21 protein-coding genes and 1 pseudogene are annotated in these 20,524 nt (G+C 47.6%); 21 read left to right on the plus strand and 1 reads right to left on the minus strand.

Annotated features, from left to right (window positions below; genetic code table 11):
* Positions 1-68 precede the first annotated feature (68 nt).
* Positions 69-2,051 (plus strand): 5'-nucleotidase C-terminal domain-containing protein, encoded by a 1,983-nt coding sequence (locus ACZ439_RS25790; protein ID WP_464620369.1) that lies wholly within the window; start codon positions 69-71, stop codon positions 2,049-2,051.
* Between the two features lie 194 nt (positions 2,052-2,245).
* Positions 2,246-2,431 (plus strand): annotated as a pseudogene (locus ACZ439_RS25795) (GNAT family N-acetyltransferase); the annotation flags it as partial.
* Between the two features lie 98 nt (positions 2,432-2,529).
* On the opposite strand, the gene ACZ439_RS25800 reads toward ACZ439_RS25795, so the two are convergent.
* The gene (locus ACZ439_RS25800; protein ID WP_141335877.1) at positions 2,530-2,769 is read right to left on the minus strand and encodes a ketoacyl-ACP synthase III; all 240 of its coding nucleotides are present in this window, start codon (positions 2,767-2,769) and stop codon (positions 2,530-2,532) included.
* 157 nt (positions 2,770-2,926) lie between these two features.
* Between ACZ439_RS25800 and ACZ439_RS25805 the strand changes: the two genes are divergently transcribed.
* The 19 genes from ACZ439_RS25805 (at position 2,927) to ACZ439_RS25895 (ending at position 20,499) form a co-directional block, all read left to right on the plus strand.
* On the plus strand, positions 2,927-3,562 hold the full coding sequence (locus ACZ439_RS25805; protein WP_127609789.1) for an Lrp/AsnC family transcriptional regulator: 636 nt from the start codon (positions 2,927-2,929) through the stop codon (positions 3,560-3,562).
* A 76-nt stretch (positions 3,563-3,638) separates the two neighbouring features.
* Positions 3,639-4,250, plus strand: a complete 612-nt coding sequence (locus ACZ439_RS25810; RefSeq protein ID WP_054799282.1) for a sterol desaturase family protein — start codon at positions 3,639-3,641, stop codon at positions 4,248-4,250.
* A 23-nt stretch (positions 4,251-4,273) separates the two neighbouring features.
* Complete coding sequence (locus tag ACZ439_RS25815; RefSeq protein WP_464620370.1) at positions 4,274-5,062, plus strand: patatin-like phospholipase family protein; 789 nt, start codon at positions 4,274-4,276, stop codon at positions 5,060-5,062.
* A gap of 37 nt (positions 5,063-5,099) precedes the next feature.
* The gene (locus tag ACZ439_RS25820; RefSeq protein ID WP_054796258.1) at positions 5,100-5,402 is read left to right on the plus strand and encodes a phasin family protein; all 303 of its coding nucleotides are present in this window, start codon (positions 5,100-5,102) and stop codon (positions 5,400-5,402) included.
* A gap of 13 nt (positions 5,403-5,415) precedes the next feature.
* A complete protein-coding gene (locus tag ACZ439_RS25825) occupies positions 5,416-7,089 on the plus strand; it encodes an ABC1 kinase family protein (protein ID WP_464620371.1) in 1,674 nt (557 codons plus the stop codon).
* 413 nt (positions 7,090-7,502) lie between these two features.
* Positions 7,503-8,549 carry an aromatic ring-hydroxylating oxygenase subunit alpha gene (locus ACZ439_RS25830; protein WP_164751939.1) on the plus strand — a complete coding sequence of 349 codons (1,047 nt, stop codon included), beginning with the start codon at positions 7,503-7,505 and terminating at the stop codon, positions 8,547-8,549.
* Between the two features lie 33 nt (positions 8,550-8,582).
* Positions 8,583-9,071, plus strand: coding sequence for an aromatic-ring-hydroxylating dioxygenase subunit beta (locus ACZ439_RS25835; RefSeq protein ID WP_054799285.1), 489 nt, complete (start codon positions 8,583-8,585; stop codon positions 9,069-9,071).
* A 72-nt stretch (positions 9,072-9,143) separates the two neighbouring features.
* Positions 9,144-10,265 (plus strand): zinc-dependent alcohol dehydrogenase, encoded by a 1,122-nt coding sequence (locus ACZ439_RS25840; protein ID WP_054796254.1) that lies wholly within the window; start codon positions 9,144-9,146, stop codon positions 10,263-10,265.
* 85 nt (positions 10,266-10,350) lie between these two features.
* Entirely contained in the window at positions 10,351-11,580 is a 1,230-nt protein-coding gene (locus tag ACZ439_RS25845) for an ABC transporter substrate-binding protein (RefSeq protein WP_464620372.1), read from the plus strand.
* Positions 11,581-11,673: 93 nt separating this feature from the next.
* Positions 11,674-12,477 carry a branched-chain amino acid ABC transporter permease gene (locus ACZ439_RS25850; protein WP_464620373.1) on the plus strand — a complete coding sequence of 268 codons (804 nt, stop codon included), beginning with the start codon at positions 11,674-11,676 and terminating at the stop codon, positions 12,475-12,477.
* On the plus strand, positions 12,477-13,466 hold the full coding sequence (locus tag ACZ439_RS25855) for a branched-chain amino acid ABC transporter permease (protein WP_127609773.1): 990 nt from the start codon (positions 12,477-12,479) through the stop codon (positions 13,464-13,466). The genes ACZ439_RS25850 and ACZ439_RS25855 overlap by 1 nt, the downstream gene beginning before the upstream one ends.
* A 1-nt stretch (position 13,467) precedes the next feature.
* The gene (locus tag ACZ439_RS25860) at positions 13,468-14,226 is read left to right on the plus strand and encodes an ABC transporter ATP-binding protein (protein ID WP_464620374.1); all 759 of its coding nucleotides are present in this window, start codon (positions 13,468-13,470) and stop codon (positions 14,224-14,226) included.
* Positions 14,219-14,926, plus strand: a complete 708-nt coding sequence (locus ACZ439_RS25865; protein WP_054796248.1) for an ABC transporter ATP-binding protein — start codon at positions 14,219-14,221, stop codon at positions 14,924-14,926. The genes ACZ439_RS25860 and ACZ439_RS25865 overlap by 8 nt, the downstream gene beginning before the upstream one ends.
* A 99-nt stretch (positions 14,927-15,025) precedes the next feature.
* Entirely contained in the window at positions 15,026-15,889 is an 864-nt protein-coding gene (locus ACZ439_RS25870) for an alpha/beta fold hydrolase (protein ID WP_054796247.1), read from the plus strand.
* Positions 15,890-15,891: 2 nt separating this feature from the next.
* Positions 15,892-17,364, plus strand: a complete 1,473-nt coding sequence (locus tag ACZ439_RS25875) for a 4-hydroxyphenylacetate 3-hydroxylase family protein (protein WP_155614093.1) — start codon at positions 15,892-15,894, stop codon at positions 17,362-17,364.
* Between the two features lie 29 nt (positions 17,365-17,393).
* On the plus strand, positions 17,394-17,906 hold the full coding sequence (locus ACZ439_RS25880; protein ID WP_054799290.1) for a cupin domain-containing protein: 513 nt from the start codon (positions 17,394-17,396) through the stop codon (positions 17,904-17,906).
* Between the two features lie 15 nt (positions 17,907-17,921).
* Positions 17,922-18,803 (plus strand): VOC family protein, encoded by an 882-nt coding sequence (locus tag ACZ439_RS25885; protein ID WP_464620375.1) that lies wholly within the window; start codon positions 17,922-17,924, stop codon positions 18,801-18,803.
* A 26-nt stretch (positions 18,804-18,829) separates the two neighbouring features.
* Positions 18,830-19,591, plus strand: a complete 762-nt coding sequence (locus tag ACZ439_RS25890; RefSeq protein ID WP_201318564.1) for a 2-keto-4-pentenoate hydratase — start codon at positions 18,830-18,832, stop codon at positions 19,589-19,591.
* Positions 19,591-20,499, plus strand: a complete 909-nt coding sequence (locus tag ACZ439_RS25895) for an acetaldehyde dehydrogenase (acetylating) (RefSeq protein ID WP_054799293.1) — start codon at positions 19,591-19,593, stop codon at positions 20,497-20,499. Before ACZ439_RS25890 ends, ACZ439_RS25895 begins: the two co-directional genes overlap by 1 nt.
* The last annotated feature ends 25 nt before the right edge of the window (positions 20,500-20,524 follow it).

The raw sequence follows: 20,524 nt of genomic DNA on the forward strand, positions 1-20,524 counted from the left end.
ACCAATGATAAAATCATTCAACTAAATCAAACAAATCAGAAATTTGAGTTGGGAAAAGGAAGGTACACATGAAAAAAAAGCTTAGCGTTGGAATCCTTCTCTCCGTCATCGTGGTTTCCCTGCCGTTCGGGAGCGGCAAAATCGTCCGTGCGGAAACGCCGGCTGCAAGTACCGTGTCGTTTTTATATTTTAACGACGGACATGAAATCAATCCCGTGGTGGACAAGCTCGGTACCCGGGGCGGCGTGGCCCGTCTCAAAACGTTGATCGAAAGTGTGAAGGGCGATAAAATCGTCGCGTTCGGAGGAGATCTCGGCGGCGGCACCTTGTTTGGAGGGATATTCAAAGGGTTTCCAATGGTGGAGGCGTTCAACCGCTTCCCGATCGATGTGGCTAACTTCGGCCAGCATGACTTCGATGCGGGTTCGGCGAATACGCTCGAATTGATCAAAGCGTCGAATTTTACATGGATTTCGTCCAACCTGATCGGCAAAGACGGCAAGTCGTTCGGTCACGTCCCCTCTTATCAAGTTTACGAGAAGCAAGGGATACGTATTGGTGTCATCGGTCTGACAAGTGCGATGCAAACGACAACGCAGGACGAAGATGTGAAGCAGTCGGATGTTATCGAGTCAGCCAAAACAGTGGTTGATCAATTGAAACGGGAACAGCATCCTGATCTCATTGTGGCGCTGACGCAGGAGCCCGTTCAGGACGATAAGCTGCTGATGCAGGCAATCCCTGATATTCGGGTCGTGTTCACAGAGGAGGAAGCCGAAGAAAAATCGTTCGTTTATGACGTCGATGGTGCGGCAAAGCGGTATATTTTCTCCCCGCAGGGCAACATGGGATCCATCATCCGACTAAATATCGGAAAAGGCACAGACGGACAGCTGACACTTGCGCACGAGATCATGAAGGTGGACGAAACCGTTAAGGAAGACGAAGCGCTTGCTGGCCTCGCGAAGGAATACCAGACCAAGCTTGACGACGAACTGGGCAAAACGATTGCGCATTCGGACAGCGATCTGCCATATGGGGACAACCACGAGTCCAGATTCAAGGAAACCGCGATCGGCAACTTCATCTCCGACGCTTATCGGGATTATTATCAGACCGATGTCGCGTTTGCAAACGGCGGCGGCATTCGTGCCAGCGCGGGCCAAGGTAATTTCACATTAAAGGATGCCAAATCGATTCTTCCGTTCAACAACAAAATCGTGGTGGCGGAAGTGACCGGGGATATGCTGCTTTCCGCTCTTGAAAACAGCGTCGCCGCAGTGGATAAGCTGGCTGGCGGTTTTCTACAGGTATCGGGCATGTCGTACACGTACAATCCGGGGAAAACGGTAGGCCAAAGAATCGAGCAGGCAACGGTCAATGGCAAGCCTATTAACAAAGGGCAGAAGTACAGGGCGGCCTTGTCCAACTACATGTATACGGGCGGAGACAAATACACCATGTTCGGCAACGCGAAAACGGTCGTCGGCGCGAGCGAGGCGTTAACCGATTTTGAATTGCTAATCGCGTATGCTAAAAAACTGGAAACGATAAGCTCTAAGGTAGAAGGCCGTATCCAAGTGAACGGATTTGCGGATGTTACATCCGACCACTGGGCCCAAAAAGATGTTTACAGCTTAAGCAGTAAGGGCATAATGAATGGGATCGACGATGCCCGTTTTGCCCCTAATCAAAGCATCACTCGCAGCGAGTTTACCGGTTATTTGGCAAAGGGGCTCGGACTTGAACAACAAACCATTACTGATGAAAGCGGGTTAACCGGCATGGAACCGAAGGATGCGCTGACCCGTGAAGAGATGGCCGTCGTTATGAAATATATCTACGAAACGAAAACCGGAAAACAACTGGAAGCGGTAGCCTCTATGCCCTTTGAAGATGACAACCTGATCGCAGACGAGGCGAGAGCTGCGGTGTCGGGTTTAACCGCGCGTGGGTTGTTAAACGGAAGAATGCCGACTATGTTTGCGCCCAAAGCATATGCGACACGCGCGGAGATCGCGCATATCATCATGAATTTGATCAGTTTATAATTCAAGAGAACAGCGAGGCTACCTGCTCGTTATTAAAATTATGCATGGAACGCAACTCTGCTCTTTCTACGCTTCCCAAAATAACAGTCTGCATTAATCAATTACAGAAAATGCAGAGGAGGAATCAACATAGAATCTGCGAATGATGAGGAAGCAGAAGTCAGGGAATAGGAACCTTGATGATTGAAGAAATATTGAAAATTGCATTTAAAGAACTAAATTTACACAGAGTTAGTCTGGGGGTATTTGATTTCAATTACTCCGCTATTGCTTGTTATGAAAAAGCAGGTTTTATAAAAGAAGGGTTGCTTCGAGACGCAAGAAAGACGGGTAACGAATATTGGAGTTTATGGGAAATGAGTATTTTAGAAAATGAGTAGCGTGAAAAAAACAATTTACAAACCAATCTCTTGTTCGAACTACCGGGAAACGATCACACAATAAATGCCGGCCGCTGACATCTCGGTGGCCGGCATATTTAATACGCTAATGTTGGTGTCGCGAAGCCGGCATTCTCGATGATTCGAACCCCAAACTTGAAAACTTCCCGTCCGTGCATCGTAATCGGTCCTTCAACAGGTGATTGAAGCAGTTCCACACCAGTATATTCCGGACCCAATAAAGAATAGCACGGAAAAGTGTTGGGCCGGGATTGCAGTACGACGGCGCCTGCCCCATCCCCAAATAGAACGGCGGTGTTCCGGTCATTCCAATCCACTTTTTATTTTCAATTGTTCTTGACTATACACGAATTCGATGCTACGATCTAATCACAAAAAACCCAAAAACAAGATCATTAGCTCTATGGGGATTGGGGAGGTGCAGGAGTTATAGTATCGCTTACGAAACGTCGCCTTCAATTTTTGCATAAATTAATGGATTTGTATCAGAAAACAAATTTGCCCATTCATTATGAGGCGTTAGCCACATCGCTGGGGGTCAGCAAATGGACGGCCTATGATATGCTAAAGGAAATTGAAAAGCTGGGTTTTATTTCTCGCAGCTACGAGGTCAATACGAAAGAAACCGGACGCTCCCAGGTTGTGTTTGTCCCAACGACCAAAGCTTCGGATTTGTTCAAGCAAGCCCGGAATGAAACGTTTAATGTCGCGGATTGGAAAAAAACAGTTGATCATATTGCAACCTTACTAAGGGATTTGAAGAATAGAAGTCTCAACGAGTCTATCAGGAAGATGCTGGATGAAATTCCGAAAGTAAGTACCAGAATTAACTTCTGTGCGTATATCATCGGCTTGCTGCTGATGTATCTGAAGAAGCTTGGCGGCAAAACCGAGTCCTTGATTCATCATATTGTTCATAAAGCGCCAAGTAAAGAAACGGGGATGACCATGTTTGTCGGTACCGTTCTGGGTACGGCTATTCAAACGATGAATGATGAACTTGGCTTAGAGATTACGGAGCTTGTTTCGCAGTTTCTTAAATCGATTGAGGAACTTTCCGGAGAGGAAAAAGAAATGCTGTCTGTTTTTCTGAGTGAGGCTTTTACTTAGAGGCCGCACTTCTTCACTTAGTTTTTTGGTCTTTTGGGTAATTATCGTGGATCATGACAAAAGGAGGAATCGCATTATGCTCCATTACCGTGAGTTTTTCACCAGTCCTGTTATACGACTAATTGCCGTTATGAGTCTGCTTGGCATCTTATTAACTTGCCTTCAATTCGATGGTTATGTGACAATCCTCGCGCTCGTCTTGGGTGCACTGGTCTATGCCTTTGCCGAGTACGTCGTGCACCGATATTTGTTGCATGAGTTTCCCAAACTCGTACCTGCGCTATACCGGGGGCATGTCGAGCATCATAAGCACCCGCAAGAACTGAAATACTTATTCAGTCCGGTCTACTATGACGTATTGATCTATAGCGCCTACATTCCTATGGTATGGTTAGTGTTTCGTCAGTTTTCAGTTGTCGTGGCCGTGGTTACCGGTTCATTGCTTTTTCAACTTTATTATCAATGGATGCACTACGCGGCGCATCGTCCAATTGCTCCCCGGACGGCTTGGGGGAGATGGATGAAAAAGAAACATTTGCTGCATCATTATAAAGATGAGCATGCCTGGTACGGTGTATCGCACCCAGTCCTTGACTACGCTCTAGGAACCAATAAGGACAAAGATCAGACGACAAGGAATGCGGGAAGCGACAAGGGAGGATCATCATCGCTGGATAGCGCGGTGTGAACCAGATACAAAGGAGTTTCAACATGGCAAAAGTAGGGTTGGTTTTAGGCGGCGGTGCGGTCAGAGGGCTCGCTCATCTAGGTGTGCTGAAGGCGTTTGAGAAACACGGGATTGCTGTAGATTGCATCGCGGGCACGAGTATGGGCGGCGCGGTCGGAGGGTTATTTGCGGCGGGCATCCCGGCTGATGCGCTGGAGCATTTTATACAGACGACGCCCAAATACCGCTTGATCGACGTCGGCATTCGCCAGCGGGGATTGATTTCTGGAAACGGTTTGCTTAAGGCGGTAAATGAATGGCTGAAACAGCATGGGAAAAATACGCTGCTAATTGAGCATTTGCCCATTCGCTTTAAAACCGTCTCCGTCGATTTGATGCAAGGCAGGCAAGTGGTGTTCGATCAAGGCGATCTGCTGACAGCTCTTCGGGCCACAACAGCCTTTCCGGGAATCTTTTCTCCTCTTATGCATGATGGAATGATGCTGGTTGATGGAGGTGTGTTGAACAATTTGCCGGTGGAAGAGCTGGGCCAGGAAAAGGGTCAATTGGTCATTGCCGTCGATGTTACGCGGGAACACGAGAAAAATCCGCCGCGCAATATGGTCGAAGTTGTGTACCGCTCTTACAGCTTAATGACCGCCGAAAGAAAGCACAGCAGTCTTCGGCTTGCCGATATGGTCATTCGGCCGGAAGTCGGACATATTGCGGCCTTTGATTTTACGAGATGGCAGGAATGTATTGAAGCAGGTGAGAAAGCAACCGAACGCATCATGGATGAGTTGAAGCGGCAAATCGCACATCATGCACAATGAGCAGGAACAAAACAAAATAAAAGGAGTTGTGATTAAAATGAAAGAAACGATCGGAAAAGCGATCTCGTTGGGCCTGGGATTGGCGGTTGCAGGCAAGGAGCAAGTAGAGAAGACGATTGAAGAGCTGGTGAAAAAGGGCGAGGTGAGCAAGGCGGAATCCAGAGCTTTAGTGGATGAGCTCGTTCTGAAGGGAGAAGAGCTGCGCCAGCATGTGGAAGCGATGGCGCGGGAACGCGTCCATGCCATTCTCGGTGAAAACAGACTGGCTACCCGGGAGGACATCGCACGGATCGAACAGCGTCTGGAAGCCTTGGAACGGAAGAACCATACCGGGAACTGACAGGAGGTCGCCAATGAGCGCAGGAAAACGGATTCGACAATTGCAGCGATATCGGACGATCGCCACGGCCTTTGCGCGTAACGGTCTTGGGTATGTGTCTCATGAAATGGGACTTACCGAGAAGATCCTGTTCTTTCGGAGCGAGGAACGGAAGGAACTGCAGGCCAAAAGCGTCGGGGAGCGTATTCGTCTGCTGCTGGAGGAATTGGGTCCGACCTTTGTGAAGCTGGGCCAAATCGCAAGTACGCGTCCCGATTTGGTTCCGGCCGATATCCTGGCGGAGTTGGAGCGTCTCCAGGATAAGGTGCCTCCGTTTCCCTACGCGGAAGTCTCCAGAATTCTTGAAGAGGAACTCGGGGCGCCTATCGAAAGCCTGTTTCTGCAATTCTCCGATAAACCTCTGGCCGCAGCCTCGATCGGACAGGTTTATCGAGCCTGCTTACAAGATGGAACAGCAGTTGTGGTCAAAGTACAGCGGCCGGACATTCAGTCCCTGATTGAAACCGATCTGGACATTCTGGCGGACTGGGCAAGATTGGCTGAAGGCCGTCTGGAGTGGGCGCGAAACTACCGCTTGCGCGAGATCGTCGACGAGCTCGGCAAGGCGCTGCGTGCTGAGATCGATTACACAGCAGAGGCGCGGAATGCCGAAAAGTTCGCGGCCCAGAGCAAACCCCTGGAGCATGTCCATGTGCCGGCTGTGTACTGGGATTACAGCACGAAGCGTGTATTAACCATGGCCTACATAGAGGGAATCAAGCTGTCCGACCGGGAACAGCTTGATCGGGTGGGTTTGGATCGAAGATTGCTTGCGGAACGTTTTGCATCAACCATTTTTCATCAAGTACTGGTTGAAGGTTTTTTCCATGGCGATCCCCATCCCGGCAATGTGCTGGCGCTCCCGGACGGCAGCCTCGCCTTGCTTGACTTCGGCATGGTGGGACGGTTGTCTCCTGGCATGAAGAAGCAGTTCGCATCGTTTGTCATCGCGTTGCGGAATCAAAGCTCCAAGGGCGTCATTCGTGCCATTTCCAATATGGGCATGATTCCTGACGATGTAGATCGGGACGCCTTGAATGCCGATGTCGACAAAATGCGGGAAAAATACTACCAAGTGCCGTTAAACCAGATCAGTCTGGGCGTAGCCGTCAATGATTTGTTTTCCGTAGCGTTTCGCCATCAGATTCGTATTCCAACGGAGCTGACCTTGCTTGGAAAATCACTACTGACCATGGAGGGGGTAGTGTCGGCACTGGATCCGACGTTCAGCGTCTTTGACGTAGCCGAGCCGTTCGGGAAAAAGCTGTTTTTGGAACGGCTGGATCCCCGACAAATGCTGAAGAACTGGATCGAGGATGTGCCTGAGTATTTCGATTTGATAAGTGAGGTCCCTTTAAGCTTAAAACAGTTGTCAATGGTGCTGCGACAAGGAAAGCTGCGTATCGAGGTGGCATCTCCCCAAGTGGATGCTTTGATGAAAAAAATGGATCGGATCAGCAATCGGTTGTCTTTTAGCATTGTGCTGCTCTCTCTCAGTATTGTGATGGTCGGTCTAATTATCGGTGCTGCCCTGAGCCATTCGCAAACCATGCTTTGGCGGATTCCGATCATCGAGATCGGTTTTGTGATCGCCCTGTTTATGTTTATGTGGTTGATCTTTGCTATCTTGCGTTCCGGTCGTTTCTAACCAGGAGGACCCGGTGTCGGTTCATCATGCACCATTTCAACGTGAATTCGCAGGCGCGAGCTGACGCCTGCGGAACGGGTTTATCTTCCGCAGGGAAGTTCCGTGGCGTTGACAGTACAACGACAAATCGCTTAAAAATAGTTTGACTTTTTATTGGATTTATTTTACCATAAACTTAAAGACAAATGTAAACGCATACAAAACCATTTATTTGTTTTATTGTCTAATTATCGAGTAGGCAAAAGAAACATTTTATTTTTTCACAATACTAAGATTCTAGAATCTATTTATGATGGGGTGATTGAATGGTTAAGGTAAGTGAAGCGTTAAAACAAAAATTGTTGTTCCCGGACGAAGAAATAAGCCGGGTTCCCAGAAGCGTATACACAGACCAAGAACTTTACGAAATTGAGATGAAAGAAATATTTCAGGGCTACGTTTGGAATCTCGTTGGTCATGAGTCGGAAATTCCGAATCCAGGCGATTACAAAACGTCAATGGTAGGTAATATTCCGATCATCGTAGTGCGAAACAACAAAGACGATGAGATTAACGTGCTTGTCAATACATGCGCGCATCGTTCCGCCGAAGTGGAAAGAACAAATTGTGGTACTGCTAAACACTTTCAATGCTTGTATCATAAATGGACTTATGATTTAACCGGTAAAATGATCGGTGCACCGTATAAAGAAGATATTCCCCAAGGGATTAACGAGGAAGAGCTTAGCCTCAAAAAATTAAATGTTCAGCTTTATCGCGGCTTGATTTTCGCCTCATTCAAAGACGATATGATTCCGCTGGAAGAATATTTGGAATTGATAACAGAAGGTTTGGATGCATCGACCGGTAACGACAAGCTTATTCCAATCGGAAGTCATAAAGTTATGTTCAACTGCAATTGGAAGATTTATTCCGAGAATATATACGACGGTTATCACACGGGCATGCTGCATGCGGCATTCCGGATCCTGCGAATGTTTGCGGCGGGTGGAGTCGGCTTGACGAACAAACACGGAAGCGGTCAATTTAGTTATAAAACACTTCCGATCCAGGACAAAACCGTTCTGAACGATATGAGTGTTTTTGAGAAGCATGCGGATAAAAGCTACATCATCAACATATTTCCGGCCGGTGTTATATCCCAGCAGTTGGATACGATAGCCTTCCGTTATGTGATTCCCCGGGGCATCGATAAAACGGAAGTTCATTTCAATTATTTCATTCGAGAATCGGACTCAGAAGAACAAAGAAAGTTACGAATCGAACAGGCCAGTAATGTTTTCGGCCCCGAGGGCATTATCACCTTAGAAGATGCCGTGGCATTGGAATCCGTTCAAAAGTCGGTCGTACATGACGGATTAAGCGTCATCCTGAAACCAAGCACCGAAGAAATCCCCATCCACGCTGAAGTTACCGTTCGAGGATTCTGGAAGAAGTGGCGTGACATGATAAAAGTCTGATCAATCCAAACCCTACTACTAAGGAGGATGAAAATGATCCACGTTCAGGATATCGATGCAACGAAAAGGGAATTGATACACCAGCTTCTTTTTCAATATTGCCATGTAGTCGATGACGGTGAACTTAGCAAGTGGCCGGATTTCTTTTCCGATAACGGTTCTTATTATGTGTATTCCAAGGAAAACTATGACAGAGGGTTGCCGGTAGCCATTATCATGGATAACCATAAGGGAAAAATTATAGACCGTGTGACACTCATAAAGCAAATATGGACATATAACATCAGCTATCAAAGGCATATGATCGCAAATATTAGGATTGAAAAATCAAACGGAGAGAAATATCACTGTCATACAAACTTCTCCATCTATAAAACGTCCAGGGAGGGGAAGTCGGAACTGTTTGCCGTCGGACGTTACAACGATTTGATCGTGATTGAGAATAATGTTCCCAAAATCGAAAAACGGGAGGTCATTTTGGATACATCTACTTTGCCGAGCTATTTTGTCCGGCCGCTCTAGGATCGATCGTTATAACGACTTCTTAAAGATATTTGTTATGGAAAGGAAATTTGTTATGGAAAGGAAATAAACATGGCGAAACAGATGGTAACGGCTGCAGTACTCACCGCACCTCGTACGATCAAGCTTGAACAGTTCGAAAAACCGCGTGTGAATCCTGAGAATGCTTTGGTGCGTGTCGAGGCATGCGGGTTATGCGGCACGGATGCAGAGCAATACATTGGCGCGATTAAGTCATTGAATATTCAATATCCCATCATCCCCGGACATGAGGTTGTCGGGATCATTGAAAAGATTGGTAAAAATGCGGCGGAAAGATGGGGCGTGAAGATCGGAGACAGAGTCGTTGTGGACTCGCTAATTCCTTGTCGCCACTGCGATAATTGTACGGTTGGCCAGTTCAATCTTTGCAGCGGTTGGAACAAAACGATGATGGGGTATTCGTATGTAAGCTGCGAAGTGTCTCCTCATTTATGGGGCGGATACGCAACCCACATGTATTTGCACCCCAATTCGCTGGTCCGTAAAATAGATAAAACCGTTGCAGCGGAAAAAGCGGTTTTGTTTAACGCTCTTGGAGGAGCGATCCATTGGACTTATGAGCTGCCTAAACTGAAGTATGGCGATCGCGTGCTCGTAATCGCTGCCGGTTTAAGGGGGTTGATGTGCTGCATGGTTGCCAAAGCCATGGGGGCTTCCCAAGTGATCTTAGCGGGCATTCAGCTCGATGAACAGCGTCTCGGAAAAGGGCTGGAACTTGGCGCCGATCACTCGATTATCGTTGACAAGGAAGATTTGGTTCAGCGTATCAGGGAGCTTACGGACGGTAAGGGGGTAGATATCGTCATCGATTTGTCGCCTCATGCCACTGAATCGGTTATTCAAGCCCTTGAAGTCATTGCGAAAAACGGAACAATCGTGCTGCTTGGATTGAAAAACAACGCCGAGATCAAAGGTTTCGTCAGTGACAAGCTCATCATGAAAGCATGCACCATAATCGGCGGACATGGCGTCAGTTATACGGCATTTAAGCGTGCGATCTCCATGATCGAAGCAGGAAGCCTGCCGCTCGATAAGCTGCGGACGAAAGTTTTTCCGTTGGACGAAGCACACCTGGCGATGGCGACATTGGCTAAAGAAATTAAAGATGATGAGGTTAACAGCATTGTTATTATGCCGGCTCTGCGAGGCTAAATCAAATACTTGCAGGGCTCACTTTTCGGGAATTCTAAGATTCTAGCATTCGACATTGATATAAAATCAATAGGGGGTCATAAAAATGAGCTTGTTCAAAAATAAATTGCCGATCTTGTTAAGTGTTTGCATCTTGATGTTGACCCTAATTGCCGCTTGTGGAAACAATCCGGGCCATGATACACCTGCGAATACAGAAAAAAAGGAAGCGGAACAAGCAGCTGATCAAGGTTCCATTAAAATCGGAGTATTCCATGATATCAGCGGGCCAGGCGCCCTGCCTGCCAGCATGATGCTCAAGGGATCGAAAGTTGCTGTCCAGATGATCAACGATGAAGGAGGCGTGAACGGCCGATCGGTTGAACTTGTCGTTGAAGACGACGCAGGCAGACCTGAGAATGCTGCACGTATTGTAGAAAAGCTAGCCTCCAATGAGGAAATTGTTTTTCTTTCGGGCGGGAATAACTCCAGTATAGCGGCTGCTGCGGATCCGGTCGCCCGGAAAATGAATATCCCGTTCATGGTCATCTCAGGAGCTGGGTATGAACCCAAGGGAAAAGACTCAGATTTGCTGGTCGCTTCCACCATCAATTTCATAACCGGCGGCGAGTCTTTCATCAAGTTCGCGCTGGAGCAGGGTTGGAAGAGAGGGGCTACGCTCAACCCCACCGATGTTACCGGACAATTGATTGAAAGCTTTATGGACGGATGGATAAAGCAGTATAAAGACCAAGGGCTTGAAATCGTTGCGCGCGAAAGATATGATTCCAAAGCGCTGGACGTCACTCCGCAGCTATCCAAAATCAAAGAGCAGAAACCGGACTTTATCATGAGTTACGGAATCGGAGAAACAGCTGCAATCGTCATTCGCCAATCACAGCAAGTTGGATTAAAAGTTCCGATAGGCATTTCCGGAGCCAATGCTTTCCCGGCATTTCTCAATTTGATTAAGGACGTGCCGGACGGTCAAGTCTTTACTTATAGTGACAAAATCATGATATGGAAAGACCTCCCTGACAGTGATCCTCATAAGACGTTTTTAGAGAAATATTATCTTACATTTAAGAAGCTCTATCCGGATGACGAACCTAGTTTGACTCATTCTGCGGGAGCCGACAGCATTCTGATCGGACTTGCGGCAGTGAAGCAGGTGGGAGCGGATCGCGAGAAAATCCGTAAATATCTTTCCCAGGGCAATCAAAATATTCAGGCTGTACAGTCGACTTATAATTTTACGGCCGATGACCGGTGGGGGTATTCAGACGATACGATCGTGACCATAACGAACAAACAAGGCAAATGGAAGCTCCCTTAATCCTTATATTCAGATTTGAGGTGAAAGTCGGTGAGTTCGTCTCTTTTTATCCAATACCTGTTTTCGGCGTTGACTTCGGGTGGTATTTACGCTATGGTCGGTATCGGATTTGTCATCGTGTATCGAATATCCAAAATACTTAACATTGCACAGGGACACCTGTATGTATTAAGCGCTTTCTTAGCGATGACCATGATCGATTCTTGGGAAGTTTCACGTTGGTTTTCCATTCCCCTTGTCGTAGCAGCCGTTTGTACAATCATGGTCATTTTACATCGTTTAACGATGCATCCGATCCGGAATAAAGACATGTTATCCAAATTGTTAATGACTGTGGGATGGGTGTTTATCATCGAGGGAAGTTTGGAATGGATTTACGGACCTACCCCACGTTCCCTATCGGCGTTTCCAGGACCTAAAGTTTTGAACTTCCAAGACGCAGCGATCTCGTTTCAGAGCATTTGGGTGTTGGGCGCCGCCATTGCAAGCTCCATCCTGTTATACGTATTTTTAACGCGAACGACGATCGGGAGGGCCATGGAGGCTTGTTCTGAGAACGAAACGGGGTCAAAATTAGTAGGGATTCATGTTGAAAAGATGCTGATCCTTGCGTTTATTGTATGTGCTATGTTCGGAGCAGTGGCTGGTATCGTAGGCGGCCCTTTATCTTATGTCACTTATGCGGCAGGTATGGGCTTAACGATTAAAGGATTAACCGCAGCGATTGTCGGTGGAATCAATCACATCTATGGCGCGCTGGTCGGCGGTGTGGTTCTAGGACTTTTGGAAGCGTTCTCTGCAGGTCTCATTTCGACGCTTTTCTATGAGTTAGTTAGTATCTTGGCTTTGTTGATTATATTAGTGGCTAGGCCTCAGGGCATTTTAGGGGGGAGATAATGCGCGAAAAAACGATATTTTATACTTTGCTCCTGTTGCTCGCCGTGATCCTCCCTTTCATCTATCATGATTTGGACCTTGTTCTAAGAGCTGTACTGATGGCTTGCGCTGTCTTGGGATTGCAGTTGTTAATGAGCTACGGAGGACAAATATCGCTTGGTAACGCTGCCTTCATGGGTCTTGGAGCCTATATATCCGGTGTTTTATCGGTGAAATTCGGTTTGCCTTCTCTTCTCACCATATTTGTTGCAGTCGCCGTTACCGCACTGATTGCACTGATCGTCGGTTATCCGTTGCTGAGATTGAAGGGGTATTACTTGGCCTTGGGCACATTGGCTTTCGGATTGTCAGTTACTTCGCTTATAAGCACCCTGTACACTTGGACCGGTGGGCCGGCAGGATTGATCGGCATTCCCGATATCGGTTGGGGAGATTTTGAAATCACGAATCGCGCGACATACTACTATATCGCGGTTGCCATGTTCGCCATCTTTTTCTGGTATTCCAGCAATCTGATGAAGTCTCGTGTTGGGCGCGCACTGTTGACGTTGAAGAGCAGTGAAAATACGGCTGAAGCGATGGGGATAAGAACGGCGAAAGTGAAGCTTCAATTTTTCGTGCTCTCCGCCGTATTCGCGGCATTCTCAGGAGCGGTGATGGGTCATTATCTTGGTATTATCGTGCCTTCGCAGTTTAACGTCATCATCTCGATCGAATTGCTAATCGCGATGCTGTTGGGCGGCGAAGCGATTCTGATCGGATCGCTCGTTGGCTCGCTTCTGTGGTTCTTCATCTCGGATTTCACCCATTCCGTGGCCATCCCTCGAATGTTTATGCTTGGACTGATCATGATTGTTCTCATTCTCTTTGTTGAACACGGCGTATCACAGGCATTTATTAAGGTCTATAACCGGATCAAAACGGGGATAACAGGGAAAAGTCCGGAGAAGCGAATCGTCCAAGGGGGTGAAACGAATGACATATCTTGAGGTGAAAGATGCTATGAAGCGTTTTGGGGGACTGCAAGCTGTCAATAACGTTTCATTCTCCATAAAAAAAGGCACCATATTTTCAATGATAGGCCCTAATGGTTCTGGAAAGACAACTCTGTTGAATCTGATTACGGGTTTTCTCCCGTTGACGGGCGGAAAGATTCGTTTTGAAGGGCGTGAAATATCGGGTAAAGCCCCTTTTCAGATTGCACATCTCGGAATCATCAGAACCTTTCAGAACGGATCGATCGTGAAGGACGCAACCGTACTGGATAATGTGATGATTGGTGCTTATCGCTACACAAAATCCGGATTTTGGACAGGTGGATTTTCGACTCCCAACTCGAGAAAAGAAGAGAAATGGATTAGGGAAAAGGCGAAGGAAGTATTGAAAATCGTAGGTTTGGAACAAATTGCAAATCAGCCGGCATCCACATTGCCCTTTGGTTATCAACGATTAATCGAAGTAGCCCGCGTGCTGCTCTCCGAACCGAAAGTCATGCTTCTCGACGAACCCGCCGCCGGATTGAACGATGCGGAATCTTTGCGGCTCGGGGAAGCGATCAAGACAATTAATCGGGAGCTCGGAATTACGACAATACTCGTGGAGCACCACATGGGCGTTGTGATGGAAGTCTCCGATCAAATCATCGTTTTGAATAACGGGGAAAGGATAGCGGAAGGGATAGCCCGGGAAATTTGCCAAAACCCTCAAGTCATTGAAGTTTATTTGGGGAGGGAATCCGTAGGTGCTTAAACTCAACGATTTGTCTGCTTCCTATGGAAGAGTTCAAGTTCTCTTTAATATATCGCTCGAAGTGAAGGATAAATCTGTTGTAACGCTGATCGGCACGAACGGAGCAGGGAAAAGCACGACATTGAAAGCGATATCCAGACTGCTCACGTCCGTGAAAGGAAGCATTACTTTTAATGGCGAGGAATTGATAGGCACGCCGAGCGATTGGCCCGTGAAATTGGGAATTGTACATGTGCCGGAGGGAAGGCAGCTTTTCAGTAAAATGAAAGTCAAAGAAAACTTGGAATTGGGAGCGTACCTGTACGCCGGACGCCGCACCGAAATTCGGGAGAGAATGGAGTATGTATACCATATATTTCCCAAGCTAGCTGATCGCAAAGATCAGCTAGCCGGCACCTTAAGCGGCGGAGAGCAGCAAATGCTTGCCATCGGTAGAGGTTTGATGAGCAAACCGAAAATTCTGTTACTGGATGAACCTTCCTGGGGGCTTGCTCCTATCGTCACTCAGCAGATCTTCGATGCGCTTAAGCAACTCCCGAATCAGGGAACGTCTATCCTGCTTGTGGAGCAGAACGCGTGGTTGGCACTAGAGATCGCCGATTACGGTTATTTGATTCAAAACGGTAGCGTTGTCGATTCAGGACGATCCTCCGAACTGAAAAAGCAGGACCATGTTCGGGAAATTTATATGGGCAAATAAGGTTATAAAACCAAGAATACTCAAAAAAAGTGATTGAAGTTACAAGGGATGTATGTTACCATCAACTAAGATACTAGTATAACATTCATGAGGTGAACTATGGGAGAGAAAATTGGCATGTGGTCACAGATGGTGGGAACTCCGCTGAGGCAATACTATATCAACGCAAACGGTATACGGACGCGCATTCTGGAAGCCGGGGAAGGGGAACCGCTGATCTTCATTCATGGAACGGGTGGACACCTTGAAGCTTACGCCAGAAACATCAGCGGATTATCCGAGAACTTCCGGGTCATTGCCTATGATATGGTTGGCCACGGATTCAGCGACAAACCGGATAGACCGTACACGATCGATTATTTAAGCGATCATCTGATTAGCGTCGCGAAGGGACTGGGACTTGAAACCTTCAGCCTGTCCGGCGAATCGCTAGGCGGTTGGGTCGCGGCCTGGACTGCCGCTCATCATCCGGAATTCGTTAATAAATTGATTTTGAATACTCCGGGTAATATTACGAACAAGTTGGAGGTCATGAAGCAAGTCAAAGATTCAACGGTCAAAGCGGTCATGGAAGCAACGTATGAGAATGTCCGGACCCGCCTGGAATGGTTGTTCCACGATAAAGGTTTCGTGACCGATGAACTCATAGCCATCCGCTACAAAATCTATACCCAGCCAGAGTTTAAGAAAGCCGTACATCATATCGTGTGCCTTCAGGACTGGGATATCCGCAAAGATTTCGCTTGGGGTCCAGAGTGGTGCGGACAAATAAAATCTCCGACATTGCTGCTGTGGACCGATAACGATCCGACGGGAACGCTGGAAGAAGCGCAACTCCTGAAATCATGGATTCCCGGCAGTATGCTCTATGTGATTGGAGATGCCGGGCACTGGCCGCAATGGGAGAAGGCAGGGGAATTTAACGATATTCATCGCACATTTATCAGAGAAGGGAGTTATTAATCATGGGGGCAAGAAGAGGAATAGATTACATCGAGCGTTTAAAAAACAACCCGCCTGAAACCTGGATAGGCAAGGAAAAGGTTACGGATCCCACAACGCATCCTCTCATCGCTCCTGCGGTGCAATCGATCGCACGATTGTATGATTCGCAGTGGGAACCTGAGAAGAAGCCCTATATGTTATCGAATTCTCCCGATACCGGTGAATGGATCGGCAATTCCTTTCTGGTTCCTAAATCAAAGGAAGATCTGGCTTTGCGCCGGCTCATGCACCGCGATTGGGCGGAAGAAACGTACGGTATGATGGGGCGGTCTACAGATTTTATGAGCGCGATGTTAACAGCCTGGTATGTGAATTCGGATTTTTTCGGGCCATATGAGGAAAACGTGCGGAATTATTTTGAACATGTGCGCGAAAATGATCTGTATCTGACACACGTGCTGATCGATCCGCAGGTTGATCGCTCCAAACCGCCCTCCGAGCAGCCGGACGAATTTACGTATCTGGGTGTGGTCAAGGAAACGGATGAGGGAATCATTGTCCGCGGGGCAAAAATGCTTGCGACAGCCGGTCCGTATGCGGACGAGATGCTTGTATGGCCGTTTCACTTGCGCAAACCGACGGAGAAGGATTACAAATATGCCATTTCGTTTGCTTTGCCATTAAATACGCCGGGCGTCCGATTAATTTCTCGCGAGCCTTTTACACGTAAATCCGTCTATGACCATCCGCTCTCTTCACAATTTGACGAGCTGGACGGCGTCGTCATCTTCGACGATGTGCTCGTCCCCTGGGAGAGGGTGTTTATCTATCAAGATGTTGAACGGGTTAACACGATCTGGAAATTAAACTCCAATGCGATGACAGGGCACCAAACAGCAATTAGATTGCAAGCCAAGCTGCAGTTTCTCGCAGGGCTTGTGATGAAATCGACAGAAATGGTCAATACCAATCAGTTTCCCCATGTGCAAGACATGATGGGAGAGATAACGACTTATATCGAATTGATACGGGCTGCCGTAATAGCTTCCGAAGTTACCGCTCAACCGAACTCGGCCGGGATTTATATGCCGAATGTTACACCTTTGTACGCGATCCGTAATTCCGGAAATCGCTGGTATCCGAGAGTTAGGGAAATTATACAGTTTGCCATTGCCGGCGGCTTGATGTACCAACCTGCGGATGCCGGTGTGTTTGATAGCCCGATCGCAGGCGATATCCGCAAGTACTACCGAGGTGCCGACGTTACGGCCGAGGAGAAAATCAAGTTGTTCAAAATTGCGGCAGATATCGCTGTTTCGGATTTCGGCTCCCGTCACGAATTGTACGAACGGTTCTACTCAGGCGATCCGATGTTCCTGCGGATTCAAACGCAATATACCGCTTACGACAAGTCAGAATCACTGGCCTTGGTTGATAGGCTGCTTGCATCGTATGAATTAGAAAAACCGGTCCAAGAAGGAGTCGGAAAATGACAGGGTCCTTATAAGCAGGGGGGAATCTAATGAAAAACGATAACTTTTCAATCAAGGAAGTAAAGTTCAATGAATTTCTTGCTAACTTGAAGAAATTGAAGCAGCGTGATAAGCAAGAGATCTCAGCCGATGGTTTGGTCGTTCATCCTGAAGATGCCATCTGGCTTGACAGTAAAGCAACGGGCAATCCGACCGAGATTGGAATTTTGGTCGACATTCCGGCCAAATCAATGGAATTCTATTTGCAGCGGATACCGGCAAACAGCAGTTCAGATTTGCAGCGTCACGTACATGAATCGATCCATTACGTGCTCGAGGGTGAAGGTTATTCGGAAATTGGAAATCAGGTTGTGAAGTGGTCGAAGGGAGATTTTGTCTATACCCCTCCATTGATCTGGCATAGACATTACAATCCGAACGATTCCGATGTAAGGATGCTGCTGATCGAGAATTCCAGACTGTTGGACAGTCTAGACGCCAACCGCCGGGAAAGTCTAGGGCTCGTAAGTTTTGCGGAACAATTTAAACCTGAGCATGAATAATTGGAGGAATTGACCATGGGGATTTTTAAATTTGCAAACGCTTCAATTCGAGTCAATGATTTGGGGCAATCGTTGGAATTTTATCGCGACATCATTGGTCTGCACGAAATTGCCACGGACAATAACACGATTTATCTCGGCTGCGGCGCCGACAAAACATACGATATCGCAATCCAGCAAGGAGGAACAGGTTTAAGTCGTTTTGCCTTGCAGGTGAAAAGCGATGATGATTTCTCTTATTTTGAAAAGAAATTATCCGCAATCGGCGTTTCCAGCGAACGGGTTTCGGATCCGGAACCGGGTAAAAAAGCGGCGCTGAGATTCGCGTCCCCCTCGAATCATCAAATTGAGCTTGTCATTGTTGAAGACAGGCCGAAGTACATTCATCCGACTGTCAATCATTTAGGAAGCAGAGGCCTGGGTCTGCTGGACGCCGACCACATCACCGTAAATACCCAGGACGTAAAAGGTTTTGTGGAATTTCTGAAAGCCGGCCTCGATTTCAGCATCTCTGACGTGTTTGAACCGGCGCCGGGCGTATGGGCTGCAGCCTGGTCGCATGCATCCGATTACCACCATGATGTGGCGGTAATTGGGACGCCGGATCATACGACGATGCACCATTATGCGTTTCAGGTAAATGGTATGGAAGATATGAAACGGGCCGCCGATTTGCTGGCGCAGGCCGGATACTCCATCGAGGTTGGTCCGGGCAGACACCGGGTGGGGGGAAACCTGTTCACGTATTTCCTGGATCCAAGTGGGAATCGGATCGAGTTGTCCGCAGAAATGCCAAGAGCGGATCATGAGATCAGTCATAAGGTATGGGACAATTTCCCATTTGCCTACAGTGCATGGGGCCAATTCCCTACCGAATCGTTCGGAAAAGGATCTTGATCGTTATGAGGGATTATTCTCTTCCAATGATCGCTGAAAGTTTATTCAACGCGTTGGCGAATAAGCAAGCGATCCCGCCCTTATCGGAAACATTTCCTTCCCTAACCGTCGAGGATGCTTACCGGATCCAAAAACATTTAGCCGATCTGCATCAGGTTAGAGGCCGCCGTATTATCGGACAAAAAATCGGGCTGACGAGCGAAGGCATCCAACAACAGTTAGGCGTTTACGAACCGGATTTCGGGGTAATTTTTACGGGATCTTCCTTTGAGAACGGATCCATCATTGCTGCGAGCGAGATGATTGCTCCACGCATCGAAGCCGAAATTGCCTTTGTACTTGATAAAGATTTAATGGGACCGTGTATTACGTCCGGTGACGTTCTGGCGTCGACGAAAGCGGTATTACCTTCCTTTGAACTGATTGACAGCCGCATTCAAGATTGGAAAATCAAAATCGTGGACACGGTTGCTGACAATGGTTCGCACTGGGGTATGGTTCTCGGCAGCGCGATGGCGAGGCCGGATCGAATGGATTTGCGAAATATCGGACTCGTACTTGAAAAGGATGGTAAAGTCATCGATACGGCGGCCGGAGCCGCCGTACTAGGGCATCCTGCACGTTCGGTCGCTTGGTTAGCCAACAAATTATCCGAGTGGGGAGAAAGCTTGAAGGCGGGACAGATCATCCTCTCCGGTTCTTTCACGAAAGCGTTCGATCTTCTGCCTGGTCATTATAAGGCGACATTCGGCGAAGGACTATCTTCTGTGGAGGTGTATGTGAAATAATGGAAAATCGAGTTAAAGTTGCTATTTTAGGTTCCGGAAACATCGGCACTGATTTAATGTATAAGATTCTCAAAAAGCCGGAGCAGATGACATTAGGCCTGATGGCAGGCATTGATCTACAATCCGAGGGACTTGCCAGGGCGAAAGCGGAAGGTGTTCCGGTTTCAGCGAACGGAATTGACGCCGTATTGGAAGATCCGGATATTCAAATCGTGTTTGATGCGACAAGCGCAAAAGCGCACAGCAGCCACGCCAAACGGTTGAGAGAATCTGGCAAGATCGCAGTCGATTTGACTCCAGCGGCGGTTGGCCCCTATGTGGTTCCGTCCGTCAACTTAACGGAGCATATCGATAAAGACAATGTCAATATGATCACTTGCGGCGGTCAGGCCACGATCCCGCTCGTTTATGCGGTGAGCAAAGTGGCAAAGGTCGAATATGCAGAGATGGTTTCGACAGTGTCCAGCAGTTCAGCCGGACCCGGAACGAGGCAAAATATCGATGAGTTTACGTTTACGACGTCCCGGGGGATCGAAGTCATCGGCGGTGCGGAAAAAGGTAAAGCCATTATTATTCTTAATCCTGCCAAACCGTCGATTATTATGCGTAATACGCTATATCTCGCTTACAAAGACGGAGACAGCGATCAGATTCAGCACTCGATCGACCTAATCGTCCGTGAAGTCCAGCAATATGTACCTGGTTATGCACTAAGAGGAAAACCCATATTCGACAAACGGGATACTCCTCAGGGGAAAAAGGATATTGTTATTTTACTGCTGGAAGTAGAAGGTGCCGGAGACTTTCTCCCTCCGTCTGCAGGCAATCTTGACATTATGACTGCCTCCGCGAAACGGGTGGGCGACATGCTGGCGAAAAATATCATTCACATGTTAGCGCGGGAATAACCGGATGCAGATTCGATTCTCGTGA

The sequence above is a fragment of the Paenibacillus sp. JCM 9796 genome (genome assembly GCF_055379675.1).